Genomic DNA, 16,504 nt, shown 5'->3' with positions numbered 1-16,504 from the left:
AGATAAGGTATGCTTATTTGATGTTCTTGGAATAGGGGGTATTTTATGAATGCAACATCTAATACGAATAAGAAATCCGTTGTGATTGCTTTATTAATTGCAACGTTTTTAACGGCAATTGAAGGAACGATTGTCAGTACAGCAATGCCGAAAATTGTTGAAGACCTTGGTGGTAGTCATTTGTATACGTGGGTTATTTCTATTTACCTATTAGCAACAGTTATTAGTACGCCGATTTTTGGTAAATTAGCGGATTTGTATGGAAGAAAGAAGATGTTTACCATTGGCGTTATCATTTTCTTAATTGGTTCCATGCTTTCGGGTTTTTCGCAGACGATGCAACAGTTAGTCGTATTTCGGTTAATTCAAGGTATTGGTGCGGGAGCCTTGACGACCATTCCGTATACCATTATTGGTGATGTCTTTGAATTACAAGCCCGAGCGAAAATACAAGGTATGATCAGTAGTGTTTGGGGAATTGCAGGTATTGTTGGACCGCTTGCAGGTGGTTTTATTGTTGACGCAATCTCTTGGCATTGGATTTTCTTTTTGAATCTTCCATTTGGTATCGTTTCATTTATTCTTTTGTCGGTTTCCTTACACGAACATGTGGAAAAGAAAAAACAAATTATCGATTATGTCGGTATCCTTACCTTTACAATCAGTATGACAACCTTTTTGTATGCCTTAACATTATTGAAACAAGAAAAACATATGACAAGCGGCATTTTAACTCTATTTATAGTTGCAATCGTGAGTGTAGGGATCTTTCTTTGGGTTGAAGCGAAAGGAAAGGAGCCGATGCTACCACTTTCTTTATTTAAGATTCAATCTATAATGGTAGCAAACCTCACAGGATTTTTGTTAGGTTTTATCCTTGTAGCCGTTACTTTTTATATACCATTATGGGTACAAGGGGTTGCCAATTTAAATGCGACTTTATCAGGAATAACTGTAATGCCAATGTCTATAACTTGGCCAATTGGGGCATTTTTAACGGGTAAATGGCTGAGGAAAAACAATATTGGTCGTTTAGCGGTTACAGGTATTTCAATTAATACTGTTGGCTGTCTTGGCCTAGTTTTATTCCAGACAAACACAACGATGCCGGTCATGATGATTGCGACAGCCATTCTGGGATTTGGTTTTGGCCTGGCATTAACGGTATTTACAGTCATTGTCCAATCTGCAGTTGATTGGAGATTGCGCGGAGCAGCTATAGGCTCAAATAATCTAATGAGAAACTTAGGACAAGCCATTGGAATCGCAGTTTCCGGGTTGTGGTTAAGTGACGAGCTAAAGGGCCAAGTGTTAGCAGCGAGTTTGCATACTGTGTTTATTTTATTAGTGATTTTGGCGATAGCTGCCCTACTCATAGCGGGAACGTTATTACTTAAAAAGGAGAAACAGCTGTCAGAAGGATAAACATGAAACATGGGACGTTTTTCTTTGTGGTCTACATACCAACAAAGAAAGCGTCCCATTGTTTTTTAACTAAAAGTCAATTTAGGATTGGGGCCGTATTGGTTGTCCCCTTCTTTACTATCTTCACACATAAAGACGATTAATACAATCGCACCAATTAAAGGAATTAAGCTAATTAGAAGCCACCAACCACTTCTTCCAGTATCATGTAGTCTACGAATGCCAACAGCTAAAGACGGTAAAAAAACAGCTAAAGTATAAATAGCAGATAAAAACTCTGGAAGATCAAAAATTCCTTCAACAATACCAATAACTACGGCAAAAATAAAATTAAATAGGGTAAACATCCAATATTCCTTTCGCCGCGCCCTGCCTTGAAACCCAACATAATTTTTAATAACTTTCAAGTACCATTCCATTACTTAACACCTCCTAATGAATTTCCATTACTTAATTAATATACATTCGACAAATTCCAACTATTTCCTTCACAAATAGTGAAAATATACAGGAATTAACAATAAATTTAAGGTTTTTGGCAACTTATTGTATTTTCCAGTAATTATTCCAAAAAGGTGCCTGCATTTGATATTATGAAAGAATACTTGGTTGATAGGATGTGAGACCTGTGCTAAAAGACTTATTATTGAATGTTACGATCATTATTTCTTTTCTATTCTTAGTTGGAATCCTATCTCGCTTTATTTATTCAAGATCTGATTATACTTCCTTCGTTCAAAGCGTTAAAACCAAACTAATTGCCGGTGTTGTCTTTGGTTTCCTTGGGCTTTTACTTATGGTTTTTAGCATTAGAGTGAATTCTGTGGTGATTGTTGATTTAAGACATATTGCTACCGTACTTGCGGCTACTTTCTTTGGTGCACCTGCCGCCATCGTTTCTTCACTTCTAATTGGAGCAACTAGGATTCTTTTTGGAATAAATAACGTATCTCTTTTAGCTATGTTCTGCATGATATTGATAGGTATAATATGCTCGATTTTAACGAAAATTAAAGTAAGGTCCTTCTATAAATTTTTCGTCATGAATATAGTTTCAATACTATTAATCAACGTAACCTTGTATATAAATCTCACCATATTTACAAAAGGGGAAGACATCCTTAAACAAATTCTATCTTATCATTGGTTTATTTCAATCAGCGGGGGGCTGCTCGCTTATTTTGTTGCTAAATATATTGATGATGCAACCAAATTGTTTACCCAACTTATCGATTCAAATTCCAATTTGGAAGAAGCAAACTCAAGGTTTCATACACTTATTAATCATTTACAGGATGGCATCCTTGTTGAAAATGAAGAGCAACGGGTTACTTTAGCAAATGATAGTTTTTATAACCTATTTCATTTCCCGAAATCAATTAATCTCATTAATGAAGATATAAATCAGCTTGAACTGGAGACAAAGGACCAGTTTGTTGATGGAGAAGCTTTTATTAAACGAAAACAAGAAATTGTGGCGCAAAATGAGCCTGTGGTTGGTGAACAACTACAGTTAGTGGATGGAAGAGTTTTAGAAAGAGACTTTATTCCGATAAAATCAGAAGATGGGATAGCTTTCAGTAAAATTTGGCATTTTAGAGATATTACGAAAAGCAAAGAATACGAGCTCAAAATAAAGAACAGCGAAGAAAACTATAAGTCCTTCACAGAGCAATACCAATTGGTTGTTGACACTGTGAAAGAAGTTATCTTCACCACTGATCACGAGGGAAACTGGACTTTTCTAAATAAGGCATGGAATGAAATTACAGGAGTTTCTATTAACAATAGCCTTGGAATGAACTTTATAGAATTTATTCATCCAGATGATAAAGAATGCAATCATCGGCTTTTTTTGCAATTAATAAATAGAGAAGTTGATCATTACCATACTGAAGTCCGTTTTAAAACGAAGGACGGTAACTATCGCTGGATTGAAGTGTATGCAAGATTAATGTTTGCAAAGGATGATAAGATTAAAGGCACCACTGGTTCATTAAGAGATATTACGAAGCAAAAACAAATTGAAATTCAATTGATTGAAAGTGAGCAACTATATAAATCGCTCTTTGATTACAATCATAGTGCTACATTTACGGTTGATATAAAAGGGCATTTTAAGAATGTAAATAAATCGACAGAACTGGCCACTGGTTATAGGAAGAGAGAGTTAATTGGTTCTTCTTTTATACCGTTAGTTAGTAAGTCATATGTTGATGTAACTATTGAACAATTTAATAAGGTCATAAATGGGGAATCGATCACCTTTGAAACAAAAATTATTCGAAAAGATGGGGATCCTACCTATTTCCAAATGAATGCCACCCCAATCATTATTAATGACAAGCCTGTAGGTGTGATCGCTGTTGCCCATAATATTACAAGACAGAAAGAAGCAGAATACAAATTACTACAAAGTGAAATGCGATATAGAAGTTTAATTGACCTTTCTCCGGAAGTCATTTTTGTCCATAGTAAAACAAAAATAGAATTTGTAAATGATCGTGCGCTCACATTTATTGGAGTAAAAAATAAAGATGACATTATTGGAAGAACCGTTTTTGAATTTTTGCATCCTGATGATAGACAAATCGCTGCCTATAATATGACACTAGCTTTTAAATTTGGTTATTCCACCCATGAGGTAAATGAGCTACGGTTTGTTAAATCCGATGGTACGATTGTGACAACAAATGTTGGGGCCAAAATCATTGATTATAATGGTAAGCCGGCAATGTTAGGAATCATTCATGATATAACTGAACGTAAGGAAGCAGAGTTAAAGCTGAAGGAAGCAAATGATAAATTAATGAGGATTTCTCAGCTTGATGGATTAACTGAAATTCCAAACAGGCGATATTATGAGGAAATACTTAGCAAGGAGTGGAAGGATGCTGTCCGATATGCTAGACCGATTTCATTAATTATGTTGGATATCGATTACTTTAAGGTTTATAACGATACATATGGGCATTTGATTGGTGATACTTGTTTAAAACAAGTGGCCAACACCTTGAAAAACGTATTACATCGTCCTAGTGATTTTATAGCTCGATATGGTGGTGAAGAGTTCTCAGTGATTCTTCCAGAAACAGATGAAAGCGGTGCAGCATTTGTGGCCGAAACACTTCGTTCCAGTATTGCAGAACTTTGTATACCGCACGAACATTCAAAAGTAAAGCCAGTCGTTACAATTAGCGTAGGTGTAGCAACAGTTATACCTGATAAAAATCTACATTATGAATCATTAATTAAAGTCGCCGATAATGCGCTATATAGGGCGAAAGAAAATGGACGAAATAGAGTTTACTGTCTACAACATTCATGAGTATTTAGAACAGGTGTATGCCTGTTCTTCATTTGAATTCTACGTGGTGATAGATATTTTTTACAGCATAGAGGTGATTGCATGCAAGCGAATGATAACGTCCATGATCGAAATAAATTGATGCTAAAAATACTTTGGGGCTTTTTTTTGGTAGATATAACAATTAATATGATTCTTTCAAACATTCAAGTTATTAGCGGAATTATTCTTGTTACTTTTATTCCATTATTAACCATTACGTGTTTAGTTATTTATAAGAAATACACGAAAGTAACGATGTATTTAATTACATTATTATTTGTAAGTACATTATTTATTCTTAATCTTAATAATGTTGATTACATCAACCTTATTTTTTTATTTTTGCCGCCTATATTTAGTATGCTGTACCGAGATTGGAAAAACATTGTCTTAAGCACGTTATTAAGTTTGTCTGCCTTTTCATATTTTTTTATAAAATATGGGCATCTTTATTTCCCAATTTGGAAGTCCAGTGATTTGGTTTATTTCATTCTTTTCTTTTCATTGTTTTGCACAATTGTAATCTCTGAATCTAAAATAAATGAAAGTACGAGGAAGCAATTAAAACTTGAACTAGAACAGATTAAAAAACTGCAGCGTAAGATCTTTTTTAATGAACAGCGTTACCGTTCCATGATGAAGCAATCGACCGAAGGAATTTATGCCTTTGACCCTGAAAGGAAGATCGTGGTTGAATCTAGCCAACGTTTTAATGAAATGCTAGGGTTTAGAGAGGAGGAAATGATTGGGAAATCCCTTTCTCAAATCATTTGTCATGATTCTAACTCTGTAAATGAGAATGTAGAAACTGTCTTAAAAAAGAACGGATATTTTGTTGGACAACGGAAATATATACATAAAGATGGTAGAATTCTTGATGTTGAAGTTAGAGCAACGTTAATTCAAACAGAAAATGATAGGATTGTTTTAGTAAATATAAGGGATATAACAGAAAAGTTGAAAATAGATTTTGAACTTCAACTCACAAAAAGTGTAGTAGATAATACATTGGACGGGGCATTAGTCACCGATTTACTGTGCAACATTATTTATGTGAATCCATCTTTTGAAAGAATGACTGGATACAGTCCCAAAGAAGTGCTTGGCCGTAAAGCGGGTATGATGAAGTCCGGAAAGCATGATAAGGAATTTTATAATCATCTTTGGAGTGTGATCCATGAAAAGGGTGTATGGGAAGGTGAATTTATAAATAAAAAAAGGAACGGAGACTTGTACGTTCAAAGAACTCAAATCAATGTTATTTATAATGAGAATAATGAACCAATATTGTATTCTTCCGTTTTTCGAGATATAACAGAGGAAAAGAAAATTCTCGAAAAGTTGGCAGAAAACGAACAAAAATATAAAACATTGTTTGAAAATAATATCGGAACTAGCTTTATAGTTGATTTACACGGACATATTACGGATGTTAATAATAATGCCGAAATAATCACTGGCTATCGTACAGACGAACTGCTTGGAACAATGTTCATACCATTGCTTTGTAAAGATGAGCTTGCTAAAACATTAGAAAAAATTAAACCAGTTAAACATGGTGAGTCTTTAAGCTTTGAAACAAAGATCCTTCATAAAAATGGCAGTATAATTGAAATTAGTGTTATTGCAGTCCCACTTATCATTGATGCGGAAATGGTTGGGGTTATTGGGATTGCACAAGATATAACCAATCAAAAACACGCTGAAAGAGATTTGCTAAGAAGTGAGCAACGATATAAAAGTTTGCTTGATCTTTATCCAGAAGTGGTATTTGTTCATAGCCAGGATAAAATAGAATTTGTAAATAATAAAGCCGTTGAATTTCTTGGCGTATACGATATTCAAGATATTCTAGGAAAGACAATGCTTGACTTCATTCATCCAGATGACCGTGTCAATGCAGCTTATCGTTTAATGATGAGATTTCAAAGTGATAACAAATTAGAGAAAACATCCCAATATAGATTTTTAAAGCCTGATGGAAGCTTTTGCATAGGCGAGGTAAGTGTTGCTATCATTGAATATAATGATGAGCCTGCTTTATTAGGTATTTTAAGGGAAAAGTAGGGGACGATTTTTATGGTTGAGGTTAAAACGGTAAAAATTGATGGGAAAACGATCCATATATTTAATAGTGCAATCTATATTTTTGAATCCAGTGCAGGGTATACCCTGGAATTGGATATGGTTGTAAGCGAAGTGACAGTGAAAAAATATAAAAATGAAGAAAACTTGATTGTAGAGATTGAATTGCAAGATGGCAGGCTGATAACTTCCTATATGAATCTAAAAAGCCTGTCAGGAGGATTGCCGCAGCTTAATCTATACTGTGAATTGAATGATATTGATGACTATCAAGATTTTTACATTGTAAATGAAAACGATCTTACGTTTCCAAATGTTGAGGAAGGAATTACATTAGAGGAAATAAGAAAATACGAGATGCCTGATGAAAAGATCACCTTAAAATTAAATTTGCCAATTGAGCAAACAGAATGGTTAAAGAAGCAGAAGAACAAGGATTTAGCGGATATATTTAAGGAAGCAATCTATGATTATTGGAGAAAACATAATATTGGATAGAATATATACATTTTAATCAAAAACCCCGGAATAATAAAAGTATCCTATGGATTTTTTTATTGAAAGGGGTTTTTTTATATGTCTGTTTCGGTGCTTATTCTTAGGCTCGCAATTGCTTTTATTACGTTATTGACTTTAACAAGGCTAATGGGGAGAAAGGAAATATCACAGATGACGTTTTACAATTTTGTTTCCGCCATTGCAATAGGCACGATTGGGGCGTCTTTAGCAATTGATCAATCCATTAGCATCCGAAATGGAATGATAGCATTAGTAGGTTGGAGTGCTTTTACCATCCTTATGGCCTTTATGGATATAAAATCCAAAACTGTTCGTAAAGCAGTTATAGGGGAGCCTATCATTTTGATTAGGCAGGGCCAAATCATGGAAAACGCACTCCGAAAAGTACGATTAGATATGGATTCTCTAAATGCACTTTTGAGGAAGAAAAACATATTTTCGGCTTCCGACGTAGAATATGCAATTTTTGAAATAGACGGTACTCTCTCGGTAATGAAAAAGGAAATGAAGCTGCCTTTAACGAAAAGCGACATGAATATTCAAAAGCCTAATGTTGACCTATATCCCATTCCAATTGCCATTATTACTGATGGGAACGTAAACGAAAGTAATTTAAATAAGTTAAACCTTGATAGGGAATGGTTGGAGGAACAACTACATTTATCTGGTATAAACTCAATCTCTGATATCTTTTATGCAGAAGTGCAAAAAGATGGAACATTATATATTGATAATAAAAATGATATGCTGCATTGAAATAAATTTGTATGATAAAAAACAAGGCTGATCCAAAGACAAGATGGGTCAGCCTCGTTGGCTTTAAACAGTAAATTTATTCACTTGGTTTTGTAATTGCACCGCAACATGGGCAAGTTCTGATGAACTTGCAGCGATTTCTTCGATAGTAGACCCTTGTTCTTCGGAGGCGGATGCAACCTCTTCCCCACTTGTTGCCAGTTGTTCAATAATATTTGAAATATCTTGAATAGCTGATAGAACTTTTGCTGAATTTTCGTTTAGTGCAAGGAACGTCTTATTGATAATGTCTGTTTCAACCTCTGTTTCCTCAACCGCCTTGACGATTTGTTGCAGGGAATTTTGCCCTTTTTCAATGATTTGCACTTGTTCTTTAACCGCGACTACGTTGTCCTCCATTAAGTGGACAGTGCTCAAAGTTTCAGCTTGAATTTGCTGAATTAATTCCGTAATTTGCGCAGACGATTGTCTAGATTGCTCTGCTAGCTTTCGTACCTCATCTGCTACAACGGCAAATCCTTTTCCTGCTTCGCCAGCACGCGCCGCCTCAATCGCAGCATTTAAAGCAAGTAAGTTTGTTTGGTTTGCAATGTTGGTGATGGCAGTAATGATTCCGCCAATTTCCTCCGAACGTTTCCCGAGCTTTTGCACAGATTCAGTTGCTTGAGTTACCATTTGTGTAATTGTTTTTAGATGTGTAACCGCTTCTTTAATAGCTTGTTCACCTTCAAGTGCAAATTGAGTAGAATTTTTGGCATTTGCTAGATTTTTTTCTGTTTGCTCACGCCCAATTGATACGTCCGAAACAGCACGTTCCATCATATGCAAAATATCTTTTGCATGTTTGGCTTGCTTCGTTGTACCATCAGAAACCTCTGTCATCATAGCAATAACCTGACTTGTCGTTTGTCCAGTTTGTTCAGCACTGGCAGCCAATTGCTGTGAGGAAGCTGCAGTTTGGGTTGCATTTTCCTTAACATTTGCAACGATTGTACGGACATTATGAATAAATTTATTTGTTGCATTCGCTAATTGTCCGATTTCATCCTGACTATTTATCACAATTTGTTGGGTTAAATCGCCGCCTTTATTTGAAAGGTCTTCTAATTTTTCTAATAACAAACGGATTGGCTTGATCACTTTCTTTGTTGTAAATCCCCATGCGTTTAGACAAATGAGCAAAGATATGGCGATGGCAGCAATGGTTAAGACGATGGTGTTAAAAATTGACTTCTTTATTTTCGCTATGTCTTCGTTAACTACTTGGTCAGCATTTTTTACAAATAAATCAACACTATTGTTAATAGCTGTTGCTGTACTATCAAATTCCCCCATCATTGTATTTCCTTCTGATGGGCCGCCATCAATAAAGGCATAGGCCATTTTTTTACCCGTTTCGTAATAGTTATCAAAATTCTGTTTAATTTCTGCAAGCGTTTGTGCGTTTTGCGGATTTATCTTGGTTAGTTCTGAAAGTAGACTTTGTACATTTTGTGAGTATTTTTCAGCCTCATCAAAACCGTTATCATACCCTTTTGTGGCTCTGGTAGCACTTATATCTGTAAGCCATTGCTGAACCTGAACAACACTAAGCTTTAATTCATCTGCTTTTAATAGTGTGGTAAAAGAGGTATTCGTGATTTCGTTTATTTGTTCTAAACTTTTATTAATAGAAATAATTTGGACAATCATTACACATGTAAAAAAGATAAACATAAAAAAAATGGGAAATAAAACCTTTATTCTAATACTTTTCATTTTTATTATCATCTTCCCCTCTTGGAACAAAAATTCTTACCTTGATTAGGAAAAAATACCTAGTTAGAATATTAATATTATACATTTAAAATTAAAAAAATAGGGTTTAATAATCGAAAATTATTAGGCGATTTTTTATCATTTTTTAGCAAAAAAAATCTGATTGAAAAGAGTAAGCTGTCATTAAAATTGATTTTTGCTAGAACCGGAAGGACTTTTGACAAATGGGCTTATATGCCAAATGACATATGTTGGGAAATGATGTTATTATTATCTCGTAAAAGTGAAAAGGGAGTGAGGCAGTGAATTTTAGATTAATGTTTTTCTTTGTTTTATCTATTTCTATTGTTCTTTCATTTAATGTGGGTCAAAAGGCTGCAGCCGCTGTGCCGAAGGCCAATCAATCGCAATCAATTACAAGTTCTGCAAAGAAGTTCAAAGTTGGCAGTGCTACAGTACAGGCTAATGTGGTCACTGTTGACCTGAACAAAGGGAAGTTTAATTTTAAAATTGGACTAGCAAATAACAAGGTAGGTTCCGTTGAGGATTTGGCCAGTATTGCAAAGCGAAATAATGCAAAAGTTGCAATCAACGCATCGTTTTTCAATGCCTATACAGATAGTTCCTATAAACAACCGTATGGTCTTGTCTTCGTTAATGGAGAAGAGTTAATTAGTGGCAGCGGCGATAAAAGAGCCGTATTTGCAATTGATGAGGATAACAATGTGTCTATTCATGGTGGTGAAGCATTCAGAGAAATCATGTATGACAAGAAATATAAAGGGGCTATTCAGGCGGGGCCAACATTGGTAAATGGCGGAAGGATTTCATTAGACCCGCTAAGTGAAGGCCATCGTGATCCCAAAATCTTAACGAATGGCGGAGCAAGGAGCGCCATCGGCATTACGAGCAATAATAAGCTTATCTTAGTAACTACAAAAGGGGCAACCATCCCGCAATTAGCGGAAGTGATGAAATTATTGGGTGCCTATGATGCAATGAACTTAGACGGTGGTGCATCAAGCTGTCTCTACTATAATGGAAAGTATATCACGCAACCTGGTAGGAAAATAAGCAATGCTATTTTAATAACAGAATAGTATGCATTGCAGTGTCGATACTTACTATAAATTGTCATCTAATTGTTAGTAGAGTTGGTTAATTTTAGCTATTATAATAGAATTATATACTAATGATTAACCAAATAGTCTAACAGGGGATGGTGAATATGAAAATAGTAAAGGGATTAGGTATAGCAGCTTTATTACTACTTGGTGCCCATGAAGTAGGGGCAGAGGAAGTTACTTTACAGACAACCAATGTACTAAATCAAAGTGGCATAAGCTATGTTCCGACGACAATGGTTACAAATCAATTAAAGGCTCCTGTGACCTGGAATAATCGTGATAAAACGTTAACGATAAACAAAGATCAAACAACGATTTCAATTAAAATGGGGGAATCCACTGCTAAAGTAAATGGGAAGGCTACTACTACTTCTCCAGTTGTTGTAAAAGAGGGCGTATCCTACTTGCCGCTTCGTTTTATAGCGGAAGCACTTAATATGAATGTCAAGTGGAATCCGGAAAATATAACATTAACAACCTACGATAAGTACATAGTTCAAAACGGAGACTACCTTTATAAGCTTTCAAAAAAGTTCGGGTTATCAGTAGAGGAAATCCAAAAAATCAATAATTTGAAAGATGACAAAATCCGAATTGGACAAGTTCTGTATTTAAAACCGAGCCTTGCGGCATCAGAGGAAACCAAACAGAAGGAAGTGCCTAAAATCATTAACGATGATAAGCTGGATCCAGCACCCGCTCGACCACAGCAAAACGATGATGATAAAGAGTCTGTTAATCAAGAGACACCCACTAAACAAACGGTACAAAAGGGAACGGCTCCTTTTGAATATACGTCCTATACTGTACAAAAAGGCGACTATCTTTCCAAGATTAGCTCAGAATATAAAGTTTCTCTAAAGGATTTATTAGCCGCAAATGATTTAACAGAGTCATCTATTATTCATATTGGGGATGAGCTGCTTTTGCCTAAGAGAGTGATTCCGGTTGCCTCGAAGGTGAGCGACGAGTATGGTGAATATTTAGATTGGTGGACGGAAGCACAATATTTATTTCCAATTGGCGAGATTGCGACGGTAACAGATTTTGAAACCGGCGTTTCCTTCCAAGTTCGCCGTAGCTACGGAGTAAACCATGCTGATTGCGAGCCTGTAACAGCTGATGATACAGCCAAAGCGAAAGATGTATGGGACGGCTTTAGTTGGGTCAGACGGGCAGTCCTTGTCCAAGTGGGGGATCGAACGATAGCTGCTTCAATGACCTTTATGCCACATAGTATTGAATCCATTATGGATAATGATTTTGAAGGCCATTTTGATATTCATTTTAAAAATAGTACACGCCACTTAGATGATAAAATTGATGATGACCATCAGAAGCAAATAAAAATTGCGGCGGGTGTTCAATAGAATATTTATGACAGGAGCTCATTTAATGGGGCTCCTTTTTTGCGCAAATACAAAATAAAGTAAGAATCTCAGAAGTAGATCGTGAAGTCCATCACGGTGCAAATTTTTGGAAAAGTATAAAATGAAAATGGAGGAAAAAATGGATATTTCTATAAAAAATGTCATATTTACATAGAATGGTTGCCTCGGTCGTAAACAACAATTATATAGGTATGATTAGTCTGTACCGGTATTTTCCAACAACGGTTTTGTTGTATCTAAACCATTGGACAAATCACTAAATGAGAAGTCATTAAAAAGAAGTATTTGATGGAAGGGGGCAATTTACATGGCATTTATAGATAGAATAAAATTTGACGGGATGAGAAATGGCAAGGAGTGGCTCGTTTATCGCTACCCAGGGGAATCCTTTGTTCTTGGAAGTCAACTTATTGTTGGGGAAGGTCAGGTTGCTGTTTTCGTAAAGGGTGGTAAAGCGTTAGATTACTTTTCAGCTGGGACATACACATTGTCTACAGCCAATATCCCACTACTTCAAACTATTATCAACTTGCCCTTTGGTGGTAAAACACCATTCACAGCTGAGGTTTATTTTATAAATAAAACTACTAAATTAGATGTTAACTGGGGAACAACTGATCCAATTCAATTGATAGACCCTAAATATAATATAAAACTTAGGATACGGGCTTTTGGACAATTCGGGATGAAGGTTGAAGACTATAGAGTTTTTCTAACAGAGCTTATTGGGACTTTAAATCCGCTAGAAGTTGTCAATTATGCTAAAATGATAAACTATTTTAAAGGTATTCTTGTTATGAAAGTGAAGTCACTTATTTCACAAGCGATAATTAGAAACAGAGTATCTTCTTTGGAAATATCCGCATCTATAGATGAAATATCTGACTTTTGTAAGGAATCCATTAGTAGTGAATTTCATCGTTTTGGTTTTAAGGTTGTAAACTTTTATATTCAATCCATTAATTTCCCTGATGAAGATTTTGAAGAAATAAACAAAATCTTACGTGATAAGGCATCCTTTGACATTATGGGGGATCAAAGATACGTAACGAAAAGGTCGTTTGATACTTTGGAAACGGCTGCGGGGAATGAAGGTGGGGTTACCGGTGCAATGGTTGGCGCTGGACTTGGACTTGGAGTAGGTTTTGGAACTGGTAATCAAGCAACTGGGCTAGCATCGAATATAAATACATCTATACCACAACAAACATCCAAGAACTGCCCAAAGTGCGGGAAAGCAAATGCTATAGATGCATCATTTTGTGGTGAATGTGGATATAGTTTGGTACCAGCAAAGATAAAATGTTTAAATTGCGGGGAACTATTAGCTGAAGATGCTAGGTTTTGCATATATTGTGGGACACCTACAATAAAAAAGGTAAATTGCAAAAATTGTAATACTGAAAATGAAATGGGTACGAAATTTTGCAAAAATTGCGGGACGAGATTGGATGTGTAATCTATGATTAATAATTTAGTGTCACTTATTTTAAGAGGAATATCGTTACTATTATTAAACATAATTACATTTGTACTTATTTTGTCAGTTTGGGAGATTAAAGGTACTACAATATTTCCGTGGGCTTTTTCTGTAACCATCCTATCCCTCATTTTTATTAACCTGGCAATCATAATTTCAGATAAAATAATGAAAATATATGGAATTGTGTCCTATGCTGGAGTTATATCTAGCTCCCTTATTTACTATATTTATATTATGATTTTTACTGGGGCAACGTATGATGATATATCAACAATGGGATACCTTATTGCAATTCTTATTGGTACGTTAGTCTATTTTTCTATTATTTCGGGTTTATATGTCTCTAGTATTCATAAGAACAGGGATACAGACAGTCTTGTAATAGAACAAAAAGAGGTTATGAACTTAAATTTACTATTAAGAGCAATCAATGAAAGTATAAATTATTGTAAGGATTTTTTAAGTGATGATAACGTTATCATAATAAATCATTCATTTCATGATATGAACGAAAGATTAAAAGCTTCTACACCTTTTGGAAGAACAAGTAAATCTGGGGTTTTGGATATGGAAACACAAATCAAAGAAAAATTATCCGTACTTCAAAATGAGATTACTTTATTAAAGTCTGAAGAGAATAACCAAAATAAATGCAAATATATTGCACAGGAGTTTCAGAATATAAAAGAACTAATAATAGATCGTGAAAGACTAATGCTTCATTAATATAACTTTATTAACTTAATAATAAGTGGAAAAGGAGTGTTTATCATGCCAAGCATAGAATCTAAAAATTGCCCTCAATGTGGTGCACCTATTGATCCAATGTCTACAAATTGTAAATATTGTGGGGCTGAAATAACTATACAGACGCCACAACAAGTACCACAGTATCAAGTGCAGCAATCACAACAAAATATTCAACCGCAATATATCCAACCACAAGGTGTACCCGTATATCAAACTAGTAAAAATAAGACAACCGCCGGTATACTAGCTCTTTTATTAGGTGGTCTAGGTATTCATAAATTTTATTTAGGGAGAATTGGGTGGGGAATTATTTACATATTATTTTGCTGGACATATATCCCTGCCTTTGTTGGTTTAATTGAAGGAATTATTTACCTGACATCAAGTGACGAGAAATTTTATTATAAATATGTTAAGAAATAAAATAGATACTTCTTTCCATTATTCTATACACCAATAGAATATTTATGATAGGAGCTCATGAAAAAGAGCTCCTTTTTTGTGCGAAAAAACAGTAAATTGCAGTATGAATCGATGTTCACAGTAAAGTAAGAAACATAGAAGTGGAGTGTGAAATTCATCACGGTGCAGGAATTTGGAAAAGCGTAAAAAGAAAATAGGGAGGGAGCCGAATGAATTCACACAACCGTAGAAACACGAATCCTTTTTTATTGTTTCATCTGAAGAATGGACTCATCAGTATTCTCGTATCATTTGTGATTGTCCAATCCTCAGTATACATGCTTGAAATAGACATTGATTATGCGGATAAACTGCCATTATTTTTGTTCGTTCTTATTATAATCACTATTTTTTTTATGATTATCTTCCTGCAGGATAGAAATATTCGCTCGCAACAAGAGCAGTTGCTGGCAGTCATCGAAAATAGTAATCAAAGTTTATTAATTCTTAATAAAGACAAAGAGATTATTAGTTTAAATGAAGCTGGAAGAAATCTACTTGGGTTAAAAGAGAATGAGCAAAAAAACTTTTGCGAACTGTGTTCAAACTATCCCGGTGCAGATAAGATTTGCGATGTGTCCAAATGCTTTTTGGCAAACGAAGAGGAAAACCCGGTGGAGTTATATATAAAAAATCCACAAAAAGGACTGATTCCGGTAGTCGCCACGACTTCCTATTATACTACTCCAGAAAAAGAAAAGGGGACAGTCCTAACTTTACAATTGATCAGCGAAAAGAGAAAAGAGGAGCATAAACAAATACAAAAAATTATTACCCATTCTATTTTTCAGGCTCAGGAAAAAGAGCGGAAAATCATTTCTCGAGAGCTGCATGATGGAATCGGGCAAGCTTTATTTGGAATGCTGATTCAGACGGATGTCATTAAATCAGTTCCGAAAACGAAAGAGGAGATGGAAGCCCATCTCGATAGGCTTCAACAGATGATGAAACAAACGATTGAAGATGTTCGAAATTTATCCTCCGTGTTACGACCTTCTACACTTGATAATCATGGACTTATTACAACATTAAAAAATTTTATCCGCGATTTAGGCAACCAGTTTGGTATGCAAATTAATATAACCTGTAAAGGAAGCAATGAACGACTTCCATCGACGATTGAAACGGCATTGTATAGAATCGCTCAGGAGGCCTTGATTAATGCCGTTAAGTATTCAAGTGCTGAGCGGATTGATATTTTGATTGATGTTACGAAAGAGAAGGTTTTATTATCGATTACAGATTTTGGAAAAGGATTCGAACTAAATCCTTCAACCCGAAATGGAGTGGGGATTTACAGTATGGAAGAGAGGACCTTTATGCTTGGTGGGGAGTTTTTGATTACCTCAGAAATTGGTAAAGGGACTAAAGTGCAAGTAATTATTCCTATTTTATAAGG

General features: G+C 35.2%; 13 protein-coding genes. 11 read left to right on the top strand and 2 right to left on the bottom strand.

Annotation, left to right across the window (positions count from 1 at the left end):
• The first annotated feature begins 45 nt into the window (after window positions 1–45).
• Complete coding sequence (locus ACNQFZ_RS08455) at window positions 46–1,425, top strand: MDR family MFS transporter (protein WP_458414838.1); 1,380 nt, start codon at window positions 46–48, stop codon at window positions 1,423–1,425.
• A 65-nt stretch (window positions 1,426–1,490) separates the two neighbouring features.
• Here ACNQFZ_RS08455 and ACNQFZ_RS08450 read toward each other — a convergent pair whose 3' ends face one another.
• On the bottom strand, window positions 1,491–1,844 hold the full coding sequence (locus ACNQFZ_RS08450) for a DUF805 domain-containing protein (RefSeq protein ID WP_458414837.1): 354 nt from the start codon (window positions 1,842–1,844) through the stop codon (window positions 1,491–1,493).
• Window positions 1,845–2,053: 209 nt separating this feature from the next.
• Here ACNQFZ_RS08450 and ACNQFZ_RS08445 point away from each other — a divergent pair, with 209 nt between their 5' ends.
• The 4 genes from ACNQFZ_RS08445 (at window position 2,054) to ACNQFZ_RS08430 (ending at window position 8,134) form a co-directional block, all read left to right on the top strand.
• Window positions 2,054–4,753, top strand: coding sequence for a PAS domain S-box protein (locus ACNQFZ_RS08445; RefSeq protein WP_458414836.1), 2,700 nt, complete (start codon window positions 2,054–2,056; stop codon window positions 4,751–4,753).
• Window positions 4,754–4,834: 81 nt separating this feature from the next.
• Window positions 4,835–6,841 carry a PAS domain S-box protein gene (locus ACNQFZ_RS08440; protein WP_458414835.1) on the top strand — a complete coding sequence of 669 codons (2,007 nt, stop codon included), beginning with the start codon at window positions 4,835–4,837 and terminating at the stop codon, window positions 6,839–6,841.
• A gap of 12 nt (window positions 6,842–6,853) precedes the next feature.
• Entirely contained in the window at window positions 6,854–7,357 is a 504-nt protein-coding gene (locus ACNQFZ_RS08435) for a hypothetical protein (protein WP_458414834.1), read from the top strand.
• A 78-nt stretch (window positions 7,358–7,435) separates the two neighbouring features.
• The gene (locus ACNQFZ_RS08430) at window positions 7,436–8,134 is read left to right on the top strand and encodes a YetF domain-containing protein (RefSeq protein ID WP_458414833.1); all 699 of its coding nucleotides are present in this window, start codon (window positions 7,436–7,438) and stop codon (window positions 8,132–8,134) included.
• A gap of 63 nt (window positions 8,135–8,197) precedes the next feature.
• Here ACNQFZ_RS08430 and ACNQFZ_RS08425 read toward each other — a convergent pair whose 3' ends face one another.
• Window positions 8,198–9,892, bottom strand: coding sequence for a methyl-accepting chemotaxis protein (locus tag ACNQFZ_RS08425; protein WP_458414832.1), 1,695 nt, complete (start codon window positions 9,890–9,892; stop codon window positions 8,198–8,200).
• Window positions 9,893–10,194: 302 nt separating this feature from the next.
• On the opposite strand from ACNQFZ_RS08425, the gene ACNQFZ_RS08420 reads away from it, so the two are divergent.
• The 6 genes from ACNQFZ_RS08420 (at window position 10,195) to ACNQFZ_RS08395 (ending at window position 16,502) form a co-directional block, all read left to right on the top strand.
• Window positions 10,195–10,992 carry a phosphodiester glycosidase family protein gene (locus tag ACNQFZ_RS08420; protein WP_458414831.1) on the top strand — a complete coding sequence of 266 codons (798 nt, stop codon included), beginning with the start codon at window positions 10,195–10,197 and terminating at the stop codon, window positions 10,990–10,992.
• A 128-nt stretch (window positions 10,993–11,120) separates the two neighbouring features.
• Window positions 11,121–12,389, top strand: a complete 1,269-nt coding sequence (locus ACNQFZ_RS08415) for a LysM peptidoglycan-binding domain-containing protein (RefSeq protein ID WP_458414830.1) — start codon at window positions 11,121–11,123, stop codon at window positions 12,387–12,389.
• A gap of 328 nt (window positions 12,390–12,717) precedes the next feature.
• The gene (locus tag ACNQFZ_RS08410; RefSeq protein WP_458414829.1) at window positions 12,718–13,869 is read left to right on the top strand and encodes an SPFH domain-containing protein; all 1,152 of its coding nucleotides are present in this window, start codon (window positions 12,718–12,720) and stop codon (window positions 13,867–13,869) included.
• Window positions 13,870–13,872: 3 nt separating this feature from the next.
• Window positions 13,873–14,619 (top strand): hypothetical protein, encoded by a 747-nt coding sequence (locus ACNQFZ_RS08405; protein ID WP_458414828.1) that lies wholly within the window; start codon window positions 13,873–13,875, stop codon window positions 14,617–14,619.
• A gap of 45 nt (window positions 14,620–14,664) precedes the next feature.
• Entirely contained in the window at window positions 14,665–15,066 is a 402-nt protein-coding gene (locus tag ACNQFZ_RS08400; RefSeq protein ID WP_458414827.1) for an NINE protein, read from the top strand.
• A 209-nt stretch (window positions 15,067–15,275) separates the two neighbouring features.
• Entirely contained in the window at window positions 15,276–16,502 is a 1,227-nt protein-coding gene (locus ACNQFZ_RS08395; protein ID WP_458414826.1) for a histidine kinase, read from the top strand.
• Window positions 16,503–16,504: the final 2 nt, after the last annotated feature.

The organism is Schinkia acidoalkalinis, assembly GCF_054301215.1.
The sequence above is the reverse complement of the archived record's forward strand: the minus strand, read 5'-3'. Positions and strand labels throughout refer to the sequence as shown.

What these genes read in the sequence shown, in the direction of transcription:
- ACNQFZ_RS08455 (WP_458414838.1), top strand. Translation starts at nt 46, where the DNA reads ATGAATGCAACATCTAATACGAATAAGAAATCCGTTGTGATTGCTTTA.
- ACNQFZ_RS08450 (WP_458414837.1), bottom strand. Translation starts at nt 1,844, where the DNA reads ATGGAATGGTACTTGAAAGTTATTAAAAATTATGTTGGGTTTCAAGGC.
- ACNQFZ_RS08440 (WP_458414835.1), top strand. Translation starts at nt 4,835, where the DNA reads ATGCAAGCGAATGATAACGTCCATGATCGAAATAAATTGATGCTAAAA.
- ACNQFZ_RS08435 (WP_458414834.1), top strand. Translation starts at nt 6,854, where the DNA reads ATGGTTGAGGTTAAAACGGTAAAAATTGATGGGAAAACGATCCATATA.
- ACNQFZ_RS08430 (WP_458414833.1), top strand. Translation starts at nt 7,436, where the DNA reads ATGTCTGTTTCGGTGCTTATTCTTAGGCTCGCAATTGCTTTTATTACG.
- ACNQFZ_RS08425 (WP_458414832.1), bottom strand. Translation starts at nt 9,892, where the DNA reads ATGAAAAGTATTAGAATAAAGGTTTTATTTCCCATTTTTTTTATGTTT.
- ACNQFZ_RS08415 (WP_458414830.1), top strand. Translation starts at nt 11,121, where the DNA reads ATGAAAATAGTAAAGGGATTAGGTATAGCAGCTTTATTACTACTTGGT.
- ACNQFZ_RS08410 (WP_458414829.1), top strand. Translation starts at nt 12,718, where the DNA reads ATGGCATTTATAGATAGAATAAAATTTGACGGGATGAGAAATGGCAAG.
- ACNQFZ_RS08405 (WP_458414828.1), top strand. Translation starts at nt 13,873, where the DNA reads ATGATTAATAATTTAGTGTCACTTATTTTAAGAGGAATATCGTTACTA.
- ACNQFZ_RS08400 (WP_458414827.1), top strand. Translation starts at nt 14,665, where the DNA reads ATGCCAAGCATAGAATCTAAAAATTGCCCTCAATGTGGTGCACCTATT.
- ACNQFZ_RS08395 (WP_458414826.1), top strand. Translation starts at nt 15,276, where the DNA reads ATGAATTCACACAACCGTAGAAACACGAATCCTTTTTTATTGTTTCAT.